Source organism: Xanthomonas euroxanthea (assembly GCF_900476395.1).
GTDB classification, from domain to species: Bacteria; Pseudomonadota; Gammaproteobacteria; order Xanthomonadales; family Xanthomonadaceae; genus Xanthomonas; species Xanthomonas euroxanthea.
In genome coordinates this window covers 1-15215 of sequence record NZ_UIHB01000003.1, presented here as the reverse complement: position 1 = coordinate 15215, position 15215 = coordinate 1, and the positions used below count along the sequence as shown (strand labels likewise).

At 67.0% G+C, this 15215-nt stretch carries 12 protein-coding genes; 7 read left to right on the top strand and 5 right to left on the bottom strand.

The features are described 5' to 3' along the window. Nucleotides 1-14: 14 nt before the first annotated feature. A complete protein-coding gene (locus CPBF1521_RS11790; protein ID WP_115677142.1) occupies nucleotides 15-1013 on the bottom strand; it encodes an NAD(P)-dependent oxidoreductase in 999 nt (332 codons plus the stop codon). Between the two features lie 82 nt (nucleotides 1014-1095). On the opposite strand from CPBF1521_RS11790, the gene CPBF1521_RS11785 reads away from it, so the two are divergent. The 7 genes from CPBF1521_RS11785 (at nucleotide 1096) to cobA (ending at nucleotide 11346) form a co-directional block, all read left to right on the top strand. Beyond that, nucleotides 1096-1668 carry an ANTAR domain-containing response regulator gene (locus tag CPBF1521_RS11785; RefSeq protein ID WP_024940396.1) on the top strand — a complete coding sequence of 191 codons (573 nt, stop codon included), beginning with the start codon at nucleotides 1096-1098 and terminating at the stop codon, nucleotides 1666-1668. Nucleotides 1669-1672: 4 nt separating this feature from the next. Continuing rightward, a complete protein-coding gene (locus CPBF1521_RS11780) occupies nucleotides 1673-2749 on the top strand; it encodes a CmpA/NrtA family ABC transporter substrate-binding protein (RefSeq protein WP_115677141.1) in 1077 nt (358 codons plus the stop codon). 979 nt (nucleotides 2750-3728) lie between these two features. Continuing rightward, nucleotides 3729-4898, top strand: a complete 1170-nt coding sequence (locus tag CPBF1521_RS11775; RefSeq protein ID WP_180497010.1) for a nitrate/nitrite transporter — start codon at nucleotides 3729-3731, stop codon at nucleotides 4896-4898. A gap of 58 nt (nucleotides 4899-4956) precedes the next feature. Continuing rightward, nucleotides 4957-7374, top strand: a complete 2418-nt coding sequence (gene nirB, locus CPBF1521_RS11770) for a nitrite reductase large subunit NirB (protein WP_235858446.1) — start codon at nucleotides 4957-4959, stop codon at nucleotides 7372-7374. Beyond that, nucleotides 7371-7736 carry a nitrite reductase small subunit NirD gene (nirD, locus tag CPBF1521_RS11765; protein WP_181901213.1) on the top strand — a complete coding sequence of 122 codons (366 nt, stop codon included), beginning with the start codon at nucleotides 7371-7373 and terminating at the stop codon, nucleotides 7734-7736. The genes nirB and nirD overlap by 4 nt, the downstream gene beginning before the upstream one ends. Then, nucleotides 7733-10531 carry a nitrate reductase gene (locus CPBF1521_RS11760; protein WP_181901212.1) on the top strand — a complete coding sequence of 933 codons (2799 nt, stop codon included), beginning with the start codon at nucleotides 7733-7735 and terminating at the stop codon, nucleotides 10529-10531. The genes nirD and CPBF1521_RS11760 overlap by 4 nt, the downstream gene beginning before the upstream one ends. Before the next feature lie 68 nt (nucleotides 10532-10599). Then, entirely contained in the window at nucleotides 10600-11346 is a 747-nt protein-coding gene (gene cobA, locus CPBF1521_RS11755) for a uroporphyrinogen-III C-methyltransferase (protein WP_181901222.1), read from the top strand. Nucleotides 11347-11402: 56 nt separating this feature from the next. Here cobA and CPBF1521_RS11750 read toward each other — a convergent pair whose 3' ends face one another. From CPBF1521_RS11750 to CPBF1521_RS11735, 4 genes are all read right to left on the bottom strand, one after another. Continuing rightward, entirely contained in the window at nucleotides 11403-12443 is a 1041-nt protein-coding gene (locus CPBF1521_RS11750; RefSeq protein WP_115677138.1) for an acyltransferase family protein, read from the bottom strand. Nucleotides 12444-12475: 32 nt separating this feature from the next. Beyond that, complete coding sequence (locus CPBF1521_RS11745; protein ID WP_115677137.1) at nucleotides 12476-13777, bottom strand: NAD(P)H-dependent oxidoreductase; 1302 nt, start codon at nucleotides 13775-13777, stop codon at nucleotides 12476-12478. Beyond that, nucleotides 13774-14355, bottom strand: coding sequence for a dTDP-4-dehydrorhamnose 3,5-epimerase (gene rfbC, locus CPBF1521_RS11740; RefSeq protein ID WP_104582634.1), 582 nt, complete (start codon nucleotides 14353-14355; stop codon nucleotides 13774-13776). The genes CPBF1521_RS11745 and rfbC overlap by 4 nt, the downstream gene beginning before the upstream one ends. Beyond that, a partial coding sequence (locus CPBF1521_RS11735; protein WP_147295455.1) for an NAD-dependent epimerase/dehydratase family protein occupies nucleotides 14352-15215 on the bottom strand: 864 nt, incomplete at its 5' end. The genes rfbC and CPBF1521_RS11735, both read right to left, overlap by 4 nt.

The window sequence follows — 15215 nt, the reverse complement described above, 5'->3', positions numbered from 1 at the left end:
CGCGCGCGCACCGCTTATGCGCCGGCTTCAAGCCGCGCAGCAATGCCGGGCACACGCTCGCACGCCAGGCCACGTGCCTGCAGCGCGGCCTGGATTGCGGCAGCATCGGTATCGCTGTAACCGGCGCCGCTGCGCAATGCGACCACGTGCAGGCCTTCGGTGGCCAGTTCCAGCAAGACATCGTGCTGTGCCGCGGCATCGTGCGGCAAGCCGCGGCGTGAGGCATCACGCCTTGCCAGTTCCAGCACTGCCTCGGGGATGTCGTCGCCGATCAGCAGGACGTCGGCCAGATTCATCGCGCGCAGCGCCTTGAGGGTGAGCAGGCCGGGATCGCCCGGGCCGGTGCCGACCAGTTGCACGCTGCCACGTGCCGGCACCGCGCCGGCATCGTCCAGTGCGGCGATGAAGGCGCTTTCGGCCGCGTCGTCGTTGCCGGCCTGCAGCAGCAGCGGCACGTTGCCGTCGATGACGCGGTCGAACCAGCGCCGGCGCCGGTTCATGTCGGGGAACTGGCTGCGGATGCGCTCGCGGTGACGCGCAAACAGGCCGGCGAAGCGACCGACCGAGACATCCAGTTCGCGCTCAAGCCGTTCGCGCAGGCGGCGTGCCAGCATCGGTGCGGCACCGGCGGAGGAAATGGCGATGACCAGCGGATCGCGGTCCACGATGGCCGGCACCTGATAGGTCGACAGCTCCGCATCGTCCACCACGTTGACCAGGCGCTGACGCGCACCGGCGGCAGCGGCGACACGTTGATTCAACGCGCCATCGTCGGTGGCGGCGACCACCAGCCACACGTCATCGATCCAGGCGGGATCGAACTGGCCGCCCAATTGTTCGAAACGGCCGGCCTGCATCAGCTCTGCCAGTTCGGGCGAGAGCGCATGCGCGTACAGGCGGATGTGCGCACCGGCCTTGAGCAGCGCCAGCACCTTGCGCGTGGCGACTTCGCCACCGCCGATGACCAGCACGGCGCGCGCCTGCAGGTTTGCGAACAACGGGAACAACGGCATCAGACGTACTCCGAAAGGATGGCTCGCATCGACGGCATGTTGCATGGCACCATCAGGCCACGTCCACGCCTCGCTGCCGCCAATGCGTGTCCTGCTGGTCAACGATACCGAAAAGCCGATCGGCGAACTGCGTCAGGCATTGACGCGCGCCGGCTACACGGTGCTCGACGATGTGGCATCGGTCGGTGCCTTGCTGCATGCGGTACAGAGTCAGCAGCCGGACGTGGTGGTGATCGATGTCGACTCGCCCTCGCGCGACACCCTGGAGCAACTGTCGATGCTGCATGCCCACGCGCCGCGCCCGGTGGTGATGTTTTCCGGCGATGGCGACGATGCCTTGATCCATGCGGCCGTCGGCGCTGGTGTCACTGCCTATGTGGTCGATGGCCTGGCGCCGGCGCGGTTGGCGCCGATCGTGCAGGTGGCGCTTGCGCGGTTTGCGCAGGAAAGCAGCATGCGCAAGCGCCTGGACGATGTGCAGCAGGCGCTGCAGGACCGCAAGCTGATCGATCGCGCCAAGGGCCTGTTGATGGAAAAACGCGGCCTGAGCGAGGCCGACGCCTACGCGGCGCTGCGCCAGCAGGCGATGAAGCAGGGCGTCAAACTGGCCGAAGTGGCGCGACGCATCGTGGCCATGGCCGAGTTGCTGGGATGACCACATGAGCCAAGCCGACCTCCCCGTACTGCGCGTGGCCTACATGCCGCTGATCGATTGCGCGCCCCTGGTCGCGGCGCAACGACTGGGCCTGGATCACGTGCATGGGCTGCAGTTGCACTTGCAACGGCAGGCGTCCTGGGCCGGCGTACGCGACCGTCTGCTGGCGGGCGAGGTCGATGCAGCGCACACCCTGGCCAGCCTGGTCTATGCGATCGACCTGGGCATTGCCGGGCCGCAGTGCCCGATGGCGCTGTTGCTGACGCTCAACCACAACGGCCAGGCGATCACGTTGGCACCTGCGCTCGCACAGGCCTTGGCCGACGGGCAGACCTTGCCACAGGCGCTGGCCAGCCTGGGTCGCCGCGCCGTGTTCGCGCAGACCTTCCCCACCGGCACGCATGCGTTATGGCTGTACTACTGGCTGGCCGCACGCGGCGTGGACCCGATGCGCGAAGTGGACGTGCTCAGCATCCCGCCGCCGCAGATGCCGGACGCCTTGGCCAGTGGCCTGGTCGATGGCTATTGCTCCGGTGAGCCATGGGCGGCGGTTGCGCAGGCGCAGGGCAGCGGTCGACGCGTGATCCGCAGTGGCGAGCTGTGGGCTGGCCATCCGGAAAAAGTGCTGGCCTGCCGGCGCGAATTCGCCGCGCTGCAACCCGAGTTGACCGAACGCCTGACCGCCTGCGTGCTGGAGGCCTGCCGCTGGCTGGATGCGGACCCGGCAAATCGCGCGCAATGTGCGCAGTGGCTGGCCGAGCCGCAGCATATCGGTGTGTCGGCTGCGCATCTGGCGGCCTGCCTGGATGCCGAGGCCGATGCCGATGCGAAGGCATATGCGAACGATGGGACGGCGCTGGCCTTTCACCGCGATGGCGCGGTCAACATGCCATGGCTATCGGACGGCGAGTGGTTCCTGACCCAGTTTCAACGCTGGGGTTGGCATGACATCCAAGAAGACGACATCGCGCGGCTGCGCGACATCCATCGACTGGACAGCTATCGGCGCGCGGCCGCACGCATCGGCGTGGCCGTGCCGGAGGGCGATCACCGCAGCAATCGGTTGTTCGATTCGCGCTGAGCGTGGCTGACATGAGGGTCGTGCGGTTAGCCAGGCCGGAGTGCATTGGCTGGATGCATTGGATCGGGCGGAAGCGGAAGCAGCGGCAAAAAATTACAACGGCAACTGCAATGGCAACGGCGCGAGGCATGTGGTCTGCCGCTTGGTTGCAGGGCCCTTGCCCGCTCACCATCGCGGGACACGCGCAAGTACGTCCTTGTAGGCTCCGGCGCGGCATCCATGCCGCTCAGGGTCCCGCGACGGTGAGCGGGCAAGGGCCAGTGGAGAGGGTCGGTGTGCATGGCAAGAGCAGTGCTGGATGCGCCTCGTTCGATCATGAAGCATCGGCTCCATGTCTGATGCACGCCACAATACAGACAGCTTTTCAACTAAGCGCCGACCAACTGTCTGGCGCGGTGTCCTCGCCGGTTGCGGGACCGTGTGGCGGCATGGAGGCCGCCACCGAGCGTCCAGGGATGGATTCACGGCATGTCCCGCAAGCGGTGAGGGCATCGCGCCCTCGACTAGCCAAGCTTTGACCTGAACATTTGACTGCATCTAATAAGGACACCGCGCCCTTGTAGTGCACCAGATGTATTCGGCGCTCTTAGCCATGCGATGGGGCAGGGCGCGCACCAACCGACGCACGCTATTGGTGCATCGGCGCACGAAAGCCGGGAACGGCACGCTGCATCCGTTCCTCGACAGATCGTTGGCGAACTGCAGGCATTGCAAGAAAGCCACCATTTTCCAGTGACTTGCAGCGGCATGATGCCCGGGTGCGCAAGTTGGCACGTTGATTGCTTGGCACTCACGTGCAGGTGCAACGGCGTACCTGCAACAACACACACACGATGCAGCGGATCAACGGCGATCCGCACGCATCCAGGACAACGGCGTCCTTCCGGTTTTACCGGAGGGGCGCCGTTTTTTTTTGGCCATCGCATTCGAAGAGGTCTCTATGCAGCGCTCGTTCTGGCGATCCGGGCACACGCCCACCTTGTTCGCATCCTTCCTGTATTTCGACCTGAGCTTCATGGTGTGGTATCTGCTCGGTCCGCTGCAGGTGCCGATTGCGCAATCGCTGGGACTGGATACGCAGCAGCGCGCCCTGATGGTGGCGGTGCCGATCCTGTGCGGCGCCGTGTTGCGGCTGGCGCTGGGCATGCTGGCCGATCGTATCGGCGCCAAGCGTGCGGGCGTTGCCGCACAGCTTGCGGTGATCGCGTCGTTGTTTGGTGCCTGGCAGTTCGGCGTGCACAGCATGGGGCAGGTGTTGCTGCTGGGCGTGTTGCTCGGCATTGCCGGCGCCTCGTTCGCGGTTGCGCTGCCGCTGGCCTCGCGCTGGTATCCGCCCGAGCATCAGGGCACGGCGATGGGCATTGCCGGTGCGGGCAATTCCGGCACCGTATTGGCGGCGTTGTTCGCACCGATGCTGGCGTTGGCGTTCGGTTACCAGAATGTATTCGGACTGGCATGCATCCCGTTGCTGCTGACGCTGATCGTGTTTGTCTTGATTGCGAAGGAGGCGCCTGCACCGGTCGCACGCAAGCGCTGGTCCGACTACGGCCGCGTGCTGGTGGGCAACCGCGATGCCTGGCGTTTCATGTTTTTCTATTCGGTGACCTTTGGCGGTTTCTCCGGGTTTGCCAGCGCGTTGCCGGGCTACTTCCACGACCAGTTCGGCTTCGATGCGCGCACTGCGGGCTGGGCGACGGCTGCCTGCGTATTGGCGGGGTCGGTGATGCGTCCGTTGGGCGGTGTGATTGCGGACCGCGTTGGTGGCACGCGTGCCTTGCTCACCGTCTATCTCCTGGTGGCTGCGCTGGTGGGCATCGCAGGTGTCGGTGCGGGCGGTGCGATGGTGACGCTGGCCTTGTTCGTGCTGACCTTGTTGTGCCTGGGCGCCGGCAATGGCGCGGTGTTCCAGCTGGTACCGCAGCGGTTTGCGCAGGACATCGGCGTGATGACCGGCTTGATCGGCATGGCCGGCGGCATCGGCGGGTTTGCGCTGGCTGCGGGCCTGGGCGTGCTCAAGCAGCACACCGGCAGCTACGCGATCGGCATGTGGGTGTTCGCTGCGTTCGCACTCGGTGGTTGGGCGTTGCTGGCCGGGGTCAAGACGCAGTGGCGTAGCGAATGGTCCAGCGCCGGCGCGGCGCGGGTCTGACATGTCGACAGGAAACCAGGCAATGAAGCAACCCAGACTCGTCGTCATCGGCAATGGCATGGCCGGCATCCGCACCGTGGAGGAACTGCTCAAGCTGATGCCGGGCATGTACCAGATCACCGTGTTCGGGGCCGAGCCGCACCCCAACTACAACCGCATCCTGCTGTCGCCGGTGCTGGCCGGCGAGCAGGAGTTCGACGACATCGTGCTCAATCCATTGCAGTGGTATCGGGACAACGGCATCCAGTTGCACTTGAACAAGGAAGTCACGCGCATCGATCGGGTGCGTCGCCGCGTGATCGCCGCCGATGGCACAGAGGCCGACTACGACCGCTTGTTAATCGCCACCGGTTCGGTGCCGTTCGTGTTGCCGATCCCCGGCAACGATTTGAACGGTGTGATCGGCTACCGCGATATCCAGGACACGCGCACGATGATCGAGACCGCGCGCAGCAAGCAGCATGCGGTGGTGATCGGTGGCGGCCTGCTCGGCCTGGAAGCGGCCAATGGCTTGAAGCTGCGCGGGATGGACGTGACCGTGGTGCATCTGGCCGGGTGGTTGCTGGAGCGCCAGCTCGACCCGGTGGCCGGCAACCTGCTGCAGCAGGCGCTGCGCGCGCGCGGGCTGGAGTTCAAGCTGAGTACCGCAACCAGTGCCTTGCTGGGCAATGCGCAGGGCGAGGTGGTCGGGGTGAAGTTTGCCGATGGCAGCGAGATCCCGGCCGACCTGGTGGTGATGGCGGCGGGCATCCGCCCGAATACGCGCCTGGCCGAGGAAGCCGGCATCCATTGCTCGCGCGGCATCGTGGTCAACGACAGTCTGCAGAGCTTCGATCCGCGCGTGTATGCGGTGGGCGAGTGCGCAAACCACCGTGGCATTGCGTATGGCCTGGTGGCACCGTTGTTCGAGCAGGCCAAGGTGTGCGCGAACCACCTGGCGCAGTTCGGCATCGGCATCTACCGCGGTTCGGTGGCCTCGACCAAGCTCAAGGTCACCGGGATCGACCTGTTTTCGGCCGGCGATTTCATGGGCGGCGATGGCTGCGAGGAGATCGTGCTGTCCGATCCGGCCGGCGGGGTCTACAAGAAGCTGGTGATCCGCGACGATGTGCTGGTCGGCGCCTGCCTGTACGGCGACACCAGCGATGGCGGCTGGTACTTCAAGCTGCTCAAGGACGGCACGCCGATCCAGGCGCAGCGCGACCAGTTGATCTTCGGCGAGAGCGCACTCGGAGATGCCGGCACCGGCGGGCAGGACCGCGCCAGTGCGATGGCCGACAGCGACGAGGTCTGCGGCTGCAACGGCGTGTGCAAGGGCACGATTGTCAAGGCCATCAGCGAGCAGGGGCTGTTCACCGTCGATGAGGTGAAGAAGCACACCAAGGCGGCCAGTTCCTGCGGCTCGTGCACGGGGCTGGTCGAGCAGATCCTGATGAACTGCCTGGGTTCCAACTTCCAGGAAACGCCGAAAACCAAGGCCGTCTGCGCCTGCACCGATCTGAGCCATGGCGAGGTGCGTCGCGCCATTCGCGAGCACAGGTTGCTGACCCATGCGCAGGCCTACGCCTTCATGGAATGGCGCACGCCCAATGGTTGCGCGACCTGCCGGCCGGCGATCAACTACTACATGTTGTCGAGCTGGCCGCACGAGGCCATCGACGATCCGCAGTCGCGCTTCATCAACGAGCGTGCGCACGCCAACATCCAGAAGGACGGCACCTTCTCGGTGATTCCGCAGATGAAGGGCGGGGTGACCAATGCGGGCGAGCTGCGCCGTATTGCCGATGTCGCCGACAAGTACGCCGTGCCGATGGTCAAGGTGACCGGTGGCCAGCGTATCGATCTGCTCGGGGTCCGGAAGGAAGACCTGGTGGATGTGTGGCGCGATCTGGGCATGCCCTCCGGCCACGCCTACGGCAAGTCGATCCGCACGGTGAAGACCTGCGTGGGCAGCGAGTTCTGCCGTTTCGGCACCCAGAACAGCACGCAGATGGGCATCGACCTGGAAACCATGCTGGCCAATATGTGGAGCCCGCACAAGGTGAAGCTGGCGGTGTCCGGTTGCCCGCGCAACTGCGCCGAATCCGGCATCAAGGATGTCGGCATCATCGCGGTGGACTCGGGGTGGGAGCTGCACGTCGGTGGCAATGGCGGCATCAAGACCGAGGTGGCCCGCTTCCTGGTCAAGGTGAGCACCGCCGAGGACGTGCGCGAATACACCGGTGCGTTTTTGCAGCTGTATCGCGAGCAGGCGTATTACCTGGATCGCACCGTGCACTACATCGCACGGGTGGGGCTGGATTACATCCGCGCACAAGTGGTGGACGACGCGGCCAACCGGCGTGCCTTGTACGAGCGCCTGCTGTATTCGCTGGAAGGCCTGGTCGACCCGTGGAAGGCGCGTATCGCCGGCGAACGTCGGCAGGAGTACCAACCGCTGCGCATCGCCGCGCCGGCCGCGACGGTGGAGGAATGAACATGCAGCAGACCGCCTGGATCCGCGTGTGCGCGCTGCAGGACCTGCCTGCATTGGGCGCGCGCGTGCTCGAAGTCGACGGCATTGCACCGATCGCCTTGTTCCGCACCGCCAGCGACCAGGTGTTTGCGTTGCGCGACCGCTGCCCGCACAAGGGCGGGCCGTTGTCGCAAGGCATCGTGGCCGGCGAAACGGTGACCTGCCCGTTGCACGGCTGGGCGATCGCCCTGCAGAGCGGCCAGGCCTGTGCACCGGATGTGGGCTGCGCGCCGCGCTACCCGGTCAAGGTGGAGGCCGATGCGGTGTGGATCGTGTTGCAGCCGGTATCGCTGCCGGATGCCATCGCCGAGCCAGCCGCATGAGCGACGGCCAGCAGCGAGCCTTGACCGGTGAGGCGGTGCCGCCGCAGCCATCCTCGCCGATGCATCGCATCACGCGTTCGACCTGCTGCTACTGCGGCGTGGGCTGCGGGGTGCTGATCCACAGCGAGCACGATGCCACTGGCGAACGCATCGTCGGGATCGAAGGCGACCCGCTGCATCCGGCCAATCATGGCCGCTTGTGCAGCAAGGGCCTGGCCTTGCCGCAGACCGTCGCCAGCACCCAGGGGCGGGTACTCGCGCCCGAACTGCGTCGTCATCGGCAGGCGCCGCGGGCGGTAGTGAGCTGGGATCAGGCGCTCGACCACGTCACCGGCAAGCTGGCGGCGATCATCGAGCAGCATGGCCCGGATGCGGTGGCGTTCTATCTCTCGGGCCAGTTGTTGACCGAGGACTATTACATCTTCAACAAGCTCGCCAAGGGCCTGCTCGGCACCAACAACATCGACACCAATTCGCGCCTGTGCATGTCCAGCGCGGTCACCGCCTACAAGCTCGCGCTGGGCGCCGACGGTCCGCCGACCTGCTACGAGGATCTGGAGCTGGCGCAGACCGTGCTGTTTGCCGGCAGCAACATGGCGTATGCGCATCCGGTGCTGTTTCACCGCCTGGAAGATGCACGCGCGCGCAATCCCGGGATTCGCTGGATCGTGATCGACCCGCGTCGCACCGACACCGCGGCCATGGCCGACCTGCACCTGGCAATCGAGCCCGGAACCGACGTTGCGCTGTTCAACGGCATGCTGCATCACCTGATCTGGGAGGGTCTGGTGGATGCGCGTTTCGTTGCGGCCCATACCGAGGACTTCGACGCACTCAAGCACCTGCTGCGCGAATACACCCCGCGCATGAGCGCCGAGATCTGCGGTATCTCGCATGAGGACCTGGTGCAGGCGGCCGAGTGGTTCGGGCGCAGCCCGGCGGCCTTGTCGCTGTACTGCATGGGCCTGAATCAGTCCGCGCAGGGCACCGACAAGAACCTGGCGCTGATCAACCTGCATCTGGCGACCGGGCAGATCGGCAAGCCGGGGGCGGGCCCGTTTTCGCTGACCGGCCAGCCCAATGCGATGGGTGGGCGCGAGGTCGGCGGCATGGCGACGATGCTGGCGGCGCATCGCGAGATCGGCAATGCCGAGGACCGTGCGGAACTGGAACGCCTGTGGCATCTGCCGGCCGGCCGGCTGAGTGCCACGGCCGGCACACCGGCCGTGCAGTTGTTCGAGCGCCTGCGTGCCGGCAGCCTGAAGGCGGTGTGGATCGTGTGTACCAACCCCGTGCATTCGATGCCGGAGGTGGATGGCATTCGCGCCGCACTGGAACAGGCCGAGCTGGTGATCGTGCAGGACGCGTTCTCCGGCACCGACACCGTGCCATATGCGGACGTGCTGTTGCCGGCCACCAGCTGGGGCGAGAAGGACGGCAGCGTGACCAACTCCGAGCGTCGCATCACCCGCGTGCGCAAGGCGGTGGACGCGCCGGGCCAGGCGCGCGCGGACTGGTGGATCGCCAGTGAAGTGGCGCGCCGGCTCGAGGCGCGTCTTGCACCAGCGAGCGGCGCAGGCCTGTTCGGGTTCGACAGCGCCGCGCAGATCTTCGACGAGCATCGCGCGTTGACGGTGGGCCGTGACCTGGATATCGGCGGGCTGGACTACCCGCTGCTGGATGGCGGGCCGCAGCAGTGGCCATTCCCTGCCGGCGCCGCACACGGGCAGGCACGGCGCTATACCGATGGCGTGTTCGCCACCGGCAACGGGCGCGCGCGCTTCCACGCCACGCCGTATCGCAAGGTGGCCGAGCCGACCTCGGCACGTTTCCCGATGCGGCTGCTGACCGGACGGCTGCGCGACCAATGGCATGGCATGTCGCGCAGCGGACGCGTACCGGCGGCGTTTGCGCATAGCCCCGAACCGGCCTTGCGCATGCATCCGGACGATGCGACGCGACGCGGCCTGGTCGCTGGCGAGCTGGTGCAGATCGCCAGCAAGCGCGGTGCGCTGGTGCTGCCGCTGGAACTCTCCGACGAGCTGCGCTCGGGCACCGTGTTCGCCGCGATGCATTGGAGCGGGCAGCACCTGTCCAGCGGCGGCATCAACGAAGTCAGCAGCCCGGCGGTGGACGCGCGCTCGCAGCAGCCCGAGCTCAAGCATGCGGCGGTGCGGGTGGAGAAGGCGGTGTTCGGCTGGCATCTGCTGGCGGCGCGGCGCGGCGATGCGCTGGCCCTGCAACAGGCGCTGCAGCCGCTGTTGCGCGATTGCGGCTATGCATCGCTGCGGCTGCATGCCGAGCCGCTGGCGGGGGCCGGCGGGCACTGGGCAGTTTTGCATGCGGCCTGCGAGCGCGCCCCGGATGCCGGCTGGCTCGACCGTCTGGTTGCGGCACTGCAGCTGCCGGCCGGCGCCGACGTGCTGGAGTACCGCGACCTGCGCCGCGGGCTGATGCGTCGTGTGGGCTGGCGCATGCAGGATGGCCACAGCCATATCGACGGCCTGCTGCTCACCGCGGCGCAGCCCAGCGAGGCCAACCAGGCATTACTGCGCACCGCATTGGCGGGCCTGCCGTGGCGTGGTCCGCGGCTGGCGGTATTTGCGCAGACGCAGGGCGCGCCCAGCGACCCGATCGTCTGCAGCTGCATGCAGGTCTCGACTGCTGCGATCCATGCCGCCATCGACGACGGTGCCGATCTGCCCCAGCTCAAGCAACGCCTGGGCTGCGGCACGGTCTGCGGCTCCTGTGTCCCGCAACTCACCCGGCTGTGCCGGCAACCACGGCACGCCTGAGCGGCATTCCTGACCTCCACATCCTGCGAGACCTTCTCATGTCAGTCCTTCCTTCCTGCGTACGTGATGTGGTGTTGTTGTCCGCCGGCCCCGGCGATCTGGACCTGCTCACCGTCAAGGCGGTCAAGGCGCTGGCGGCCGCGCAAGTGGTGCTGCTGGACGATCTGGCCAACCCGCAGATCGTCGACCTCGCGCCACAGGCGCGGGTGATCCGGGTCGGCAAGCGTGGCGGTTGCCGCTCGACGCCGCAGGATTTCATCTGCCGACTGATGCGACGCTACGCCTTGCAGGGCTTGCGCGTGGTGCGCGTCAAAGGCGGCGATGCGCTGCTGTTCGGGCGCGCCGGCGAGGAGATCAGCTTCCTGCGCCGCGCCGGTGTGGGCGTGCAGATCATCAACGGCGTCAGTGCCGCATTCGCCGCGGCATCCGCGCTGGAGGTGTCGCTGACCCATCGCAGCCATTGCCATGGCATCACCTTCGTCACCGCGCATACGCACGATCACGGCGAACCGAACTGGGGCGCACTGGCCGCCAGCGGCACGACGCTGGGCATCTACATGGGCCTGCGGCGTGCCGAGGCCTTGGCCAGCGCCTTGCTGGTGCATCTGCCGGCCAGCACGCCGGCGGCCATCGTGCAGGCCGCCACCCGGCCCGAGCAGCAACGCCGGCTCACCACGCTGGGCGAGCTGGGGATTACCGCTGCGGCAATGCTGCCCGGTTTGCCGACCCTGCTGCTGGTGGGCGCTGCCTTATCCGAGGCGGCAGCGCAGTGCGACGATCGCGTCGGCAGGGTGCTGGAGCAGGCAGTGGGCTGAGCGCGATCTGCGGACCGCCGCGAGCGCCAATCCACGCGCGGCGGCATCGTGACGTTTCAACGCAGAAGGCGGCGCGCATGCCGCAACGCGATGCGCTCGTAGCACAGGTGATAGAGCACGCCGAGCAGCAGTGCGGCGCCCACGCTGAGCAGCAGGTTCACCGGCCAGGTGGCCAGCGGCCCCATCCGCCGCGTGGTGCGTGCCACCAGCGACATCAGCGGCATGTGCACCAGGTAGATCGCATACGACGCATTGCCGAGCAACAGCAGCACCGGGCCGATACGTAGCCAGCCACGCCACTCCGCGCGCACTAGGCCGACCACTGCTCCGGCGATCGCCAGGCCGAACAGCGGCGAATGCACGCGTTGCATGCCATCGAGCACGAAGCACGCGGACGCGACCACCGCAACTGCATGGCTGACCCACACCATCCACGGTGCAGCGCTCAAGACCGCGCGTGCCGCCAGCATGCCGAACACGAATTCCAGCGTGATGGGATGCAGCAGCAACGCCCGCCAGGACAGCTCCACCGGCTGCGCGAACGGCGCGCCAACGGCGGCATGCAGCAGCGTCAGGCTCGCCCAGAGCAGCGCGCAGCGCAGCGGATGCCCGCTGCGGAAGAACAGCCACGCCAGTGCGTAGAACACCAGCTCGTAACCCAGCGTCCACGCCACGCCCAATGCGGACTGCCCGCCGACCGGCAGCAGGGTCAGCGTGGCAAGCCATGACCAGCCGGTGTCGCCATCATCCAGGCTGGGCCGCAACGTATAGGCCAGCGCCAGCGCGATCCCCACCGGCCAGTACGGCAGATAGATGCGGCTGAGACGGCTGCCGGCGTAATCGCGGCTCCAGCCCGGCGTGCCCGCACCGGCATGGTTGACGTAGTAGATGATGAAGCCCGACAGCACGAAGAAGAAATCCACGCCCAGGTAGCCGTGCGCCAGCGCTGCGGCCAGCCATGCCGGTAACGGCTGCACCAGGTGCGTGGTGGGCAGCACGCTGTGGCTGAGCACCACCATCGTGGCGGCCAGCGCACGCCCGGCCTGCAGCACGCCGATGGTGGGACGGGCAGGCAGCGCGGCCGTCGGCTGCGGCATCGGCACGCGGCCGCAGGCCGCTGTCTGCGCGCTCAGGCAGCCAGTTCCGCAGCGTCGGCGAAGACGCTGGCCTGCTCGGCACGCAGGCGATCGATCAGGCGATTGGCCGGCAACTGCACATCGTCGTAGGTCAGCACCTGGTCCTTGGGCACCGCATGGCGGAGCACACAGCCTTCGGCCACGCCCATCGGCAGCAGCCTTGCGTTTGCGGTGACGTCGGCGCGCTCACACTGGCCGTAGCTCATGTAGCCGCCGAGCCCGTCGATGGTTTCGCCGATGGCCAGGTCGCGCTTGGCGGTGGCAATCACTTCCACCAACGGCGCGCCCAGGGGTTGCAGCACTGCATCGCCCAGCAGCACCACCCGCGCCACCGACAGCGGCACCTCGAAGTGGCACAGGTGGTACGGCGTGTAGAAGCTGTACAGCGGGCCTTCGCCGAGCTTGTAGAGATTGAGGTAATGCTGCTGCCTGGCATCGTCGTGGCTGGCCAGCACGAACACGCCGGGCGAGGGCAGGGCGCCGACCACGTAATCCACCGCCCCGCCGACCGCACGCAGGGCCTCGATGTCGTAGCGCCGGGTCAGTTCGTCGACATGTGCGCGATGCTCATGGCCGGTCATGCCGCGCTGCAGGATCGACATGCCGGTGCCATTGGCCACGATCGCCTGCTCGAAGCTGATCTTGGTGCCGTCGGCAAAACTGGTGACCATATGCGGGTCCTGGCCCCACTTCGCGGCGAAACCGGCCTGTGTGGCCGGTGTGCGATACGGGTCCTGCAGGCCCTTGATGTTGCCGCACAGCAGCGGCGTCAGACCGATCGAGCGTACGAACCGGTACAGGTTCATCTGCACGCCGGGCTGGTCGCCATCGCAGGCGCTGAAGATCACCCCGGCCGCGTCGGCCTTGCGTTTGAGCAGCGGGCCGACGGTGCCGTCGAGTTCGGCATTCATCGTGACCATGTGGCGGCCATGGGCGATGGCGCCCAGGCTGATGCGCGCGCCGTAGTCGATGGCCCCGGTGGCATCGATCAGGCAATCCAGCCCATCGCATTCGTACAACAGTGCGGGGTCGTCGGTCACCGCAGGAATGCCGGCAGCGATCTGGCGCTTCAACTCGCCGGCGCCATCCACCACGCGCGCGTGCTGGCCGGCCTGGCGGTAGGCCTCCAGTGCCTTGTCCACGCTGCGGTTGCAGATCGCCGACACCTGCATGCCCGGCACCGAGTGCGCGATCTGGTTGACGATGCCGCGTGCCATGAAGCCGGCGCCGTACAGGCCGACACGCAATGGGCGGCCTTCGACAGCACGGGCCTGCAATAGACGATCGATGTTCATGCGCGCTCCCGCTGGGTGAGTCCGGCAAGGGTGGGGATGCCGTGTTGGTGTTCGTTGAAGTCCGGCCAGGCGGCATCCTTGTCGGACACCAGCTGTGGTTCGAGCGGCCACTGCACGCCCAGGCGCGGATCGTTCCAGCGCAAGCCGCGCTCGGCCTGCGGCGTGTACATCGCACTGGCGAAATACAACGCCTCGGTCTGCGGCTGCAGGGTGATGAAGCCATGCGCAAAGCCGCGCGGCACGTAGAGGGCCAGGCGATTGTCGGCAGTCAATTCAATGCCGTACCACTGCAGATACGTGCGTGAATCCGGGCGCAGGTCCACGATCGCATCCCATAGTGCACCACGGATGCAGCGCACGATCTTGACCTCGGCGGCGGGCGGCAGTTGGTAATGCATGCCGCGCAGGGTGCCGGCCTGCGCATTGAACGAGTTGTTGACCTGCACGAACTGATCGACCAGGCCGGCCTGCGCCATCTCCTGGGTGCAGAACACGCGTGCGAACCAGCCGCGTTCATCGCCACGCTGCTGCGGCTCGATCACGAACGCGCCTGCCAGCGGGGTGGGGTGGAAGATCATGCCGCCACCCTCAGATCCGGTGCCAGGGCGCCCGTGTCGACCAGCTGCTGCAGGATGCGCAGACGAATGAAGTCCGACCGCTGGCGGAAGTCGCCATCGTTGAACCCGGCGCGCTGCAGGTCGTCGCGCAGCTCGGTGATGGTCGAACGCAGGGTTTCCTGCGGCTGATGTTCCGGCGCCAGGCGTTCGAACAGGGAGAAGTCCACGCGATAGGAGCGGTTGTCGGTCGGCGCGCTGGTGGAGATTGCAACGTGCGCACTGGGAATCGCCACGCCGACTGCATGGGCCAGATCGCGGATCTGCACGTTCCATCGCTCCGACCCGGCATTGACGAACAGGAACTGCCCGCCGGCCGCGGGTGTACGGCTCACTGCCCAGTCGATGGCGCGCGCCATGTCGCGCACATGGATCAACGGCCGCCAGGGCGAGCCATCGGACAACACCTCCACGGTGCCGTTGGCCACCGCGCCGGCGACGAAATCGTTGAGCACCAGATCCAGCCGCAGACGCGGTGAGGCACCGCAGGCGGTGGCAAAGCGCAGGCAGGTGATCACCATGTCGGTGTCCAGCTGTGCGAGCGCACGCTCGGTATCGATCTTGGAATGCGCATACGCCGTCAGCGGTGCGATGGCGCTGGTTTCCGACCGTGGCGTGCCATCGGCGGCGGCGCCGTACACGCTGCAGCTGGAGGCGAACACGAAGTGCCCCACGCCGGCCTGCGCGGCCGCCTGCGCCACCGCCACGCTGGCGCGGCAGTTGATCGCATCGGTGACCAGCTCGAAACGCTTACCCATCGCATCGTTGGAGATCGCCGCCAGGTGCACCACCGCGTCGAAGCCCTGCAGCTGCTGCGCAGTGAG

What these genes read in the sequence shown, in the direction of transcription:
- CPBF1521_RS11790 (WP_115677142.1), bottom strand. Translation starts at nt 1,013, where the DNA reads ATGCCGTTGTTCCCGTTGTTCGCAAACCTGCAGGCGCGCGCCGTGCTG.
- CPBF1521_RS11785 (WP_024940396.1), top strand. Translation starts at nt 1,096, where the DNA reads ATGCGTGTCCTGCTGGTCAACGATACCGAAAAGCCGATCGGCGAACTG.
- CPBF1521_RS11780 (WP_115677141.1), top strand. Translation starts at nt 1,673, where the DNA reads ATGAGCCAAGCCGACCTCCCCGTACTGCGCGTGGCCTACATGCCGCTG.
- nirB (WP_235858446.1), top strand. Translation starts at nt 4,957, where the DNA reads ATGGCCGGCATCCGCACCGTGGAGGAACTGCTCAAGCTGATGCCGGGC.
- nirD (WP_181901213.1), top strand. Translation starts at nt 7,371, where the DNA reads ATGAACATGCAGCAGACCGCCTGGATCCGCGTGTGCGCGCTGCAGGAC.
- CPBF1521_RS11760 (WP_181901212.1), top strand. Translation starts at nt 7,733, where the DNA reads ATGAGCGACGGCCAGCAGCGAGCCTTGACCGGTGAGGCGGTGCCGCCG.
- CPBF1521_RS11750 (WP_115677138.1), bottom strand. Translation starts at nt 12,443, where the DNA reads ATGCCGCAGCCGACGGCCGCGCTGCCTGCCCGTCCCACCATCGGCGTG.
- CPBF1521_RS11745 (WP_115677137.1), bottom strand. Translation starts at nt 13,777, where the DNA reads ATGAACATCGATCGTCTATTGCAGGCCCGTGCTGTCGAAGGCCGCCCA.
- rfbC (WP_104582634.1), bottom strand. Translation starts at nt 14,355, where the DNA reads ATGATCTTCCACCCCACCCCGCTGGCAGGCGCGTTCGTGATCGAGCCG.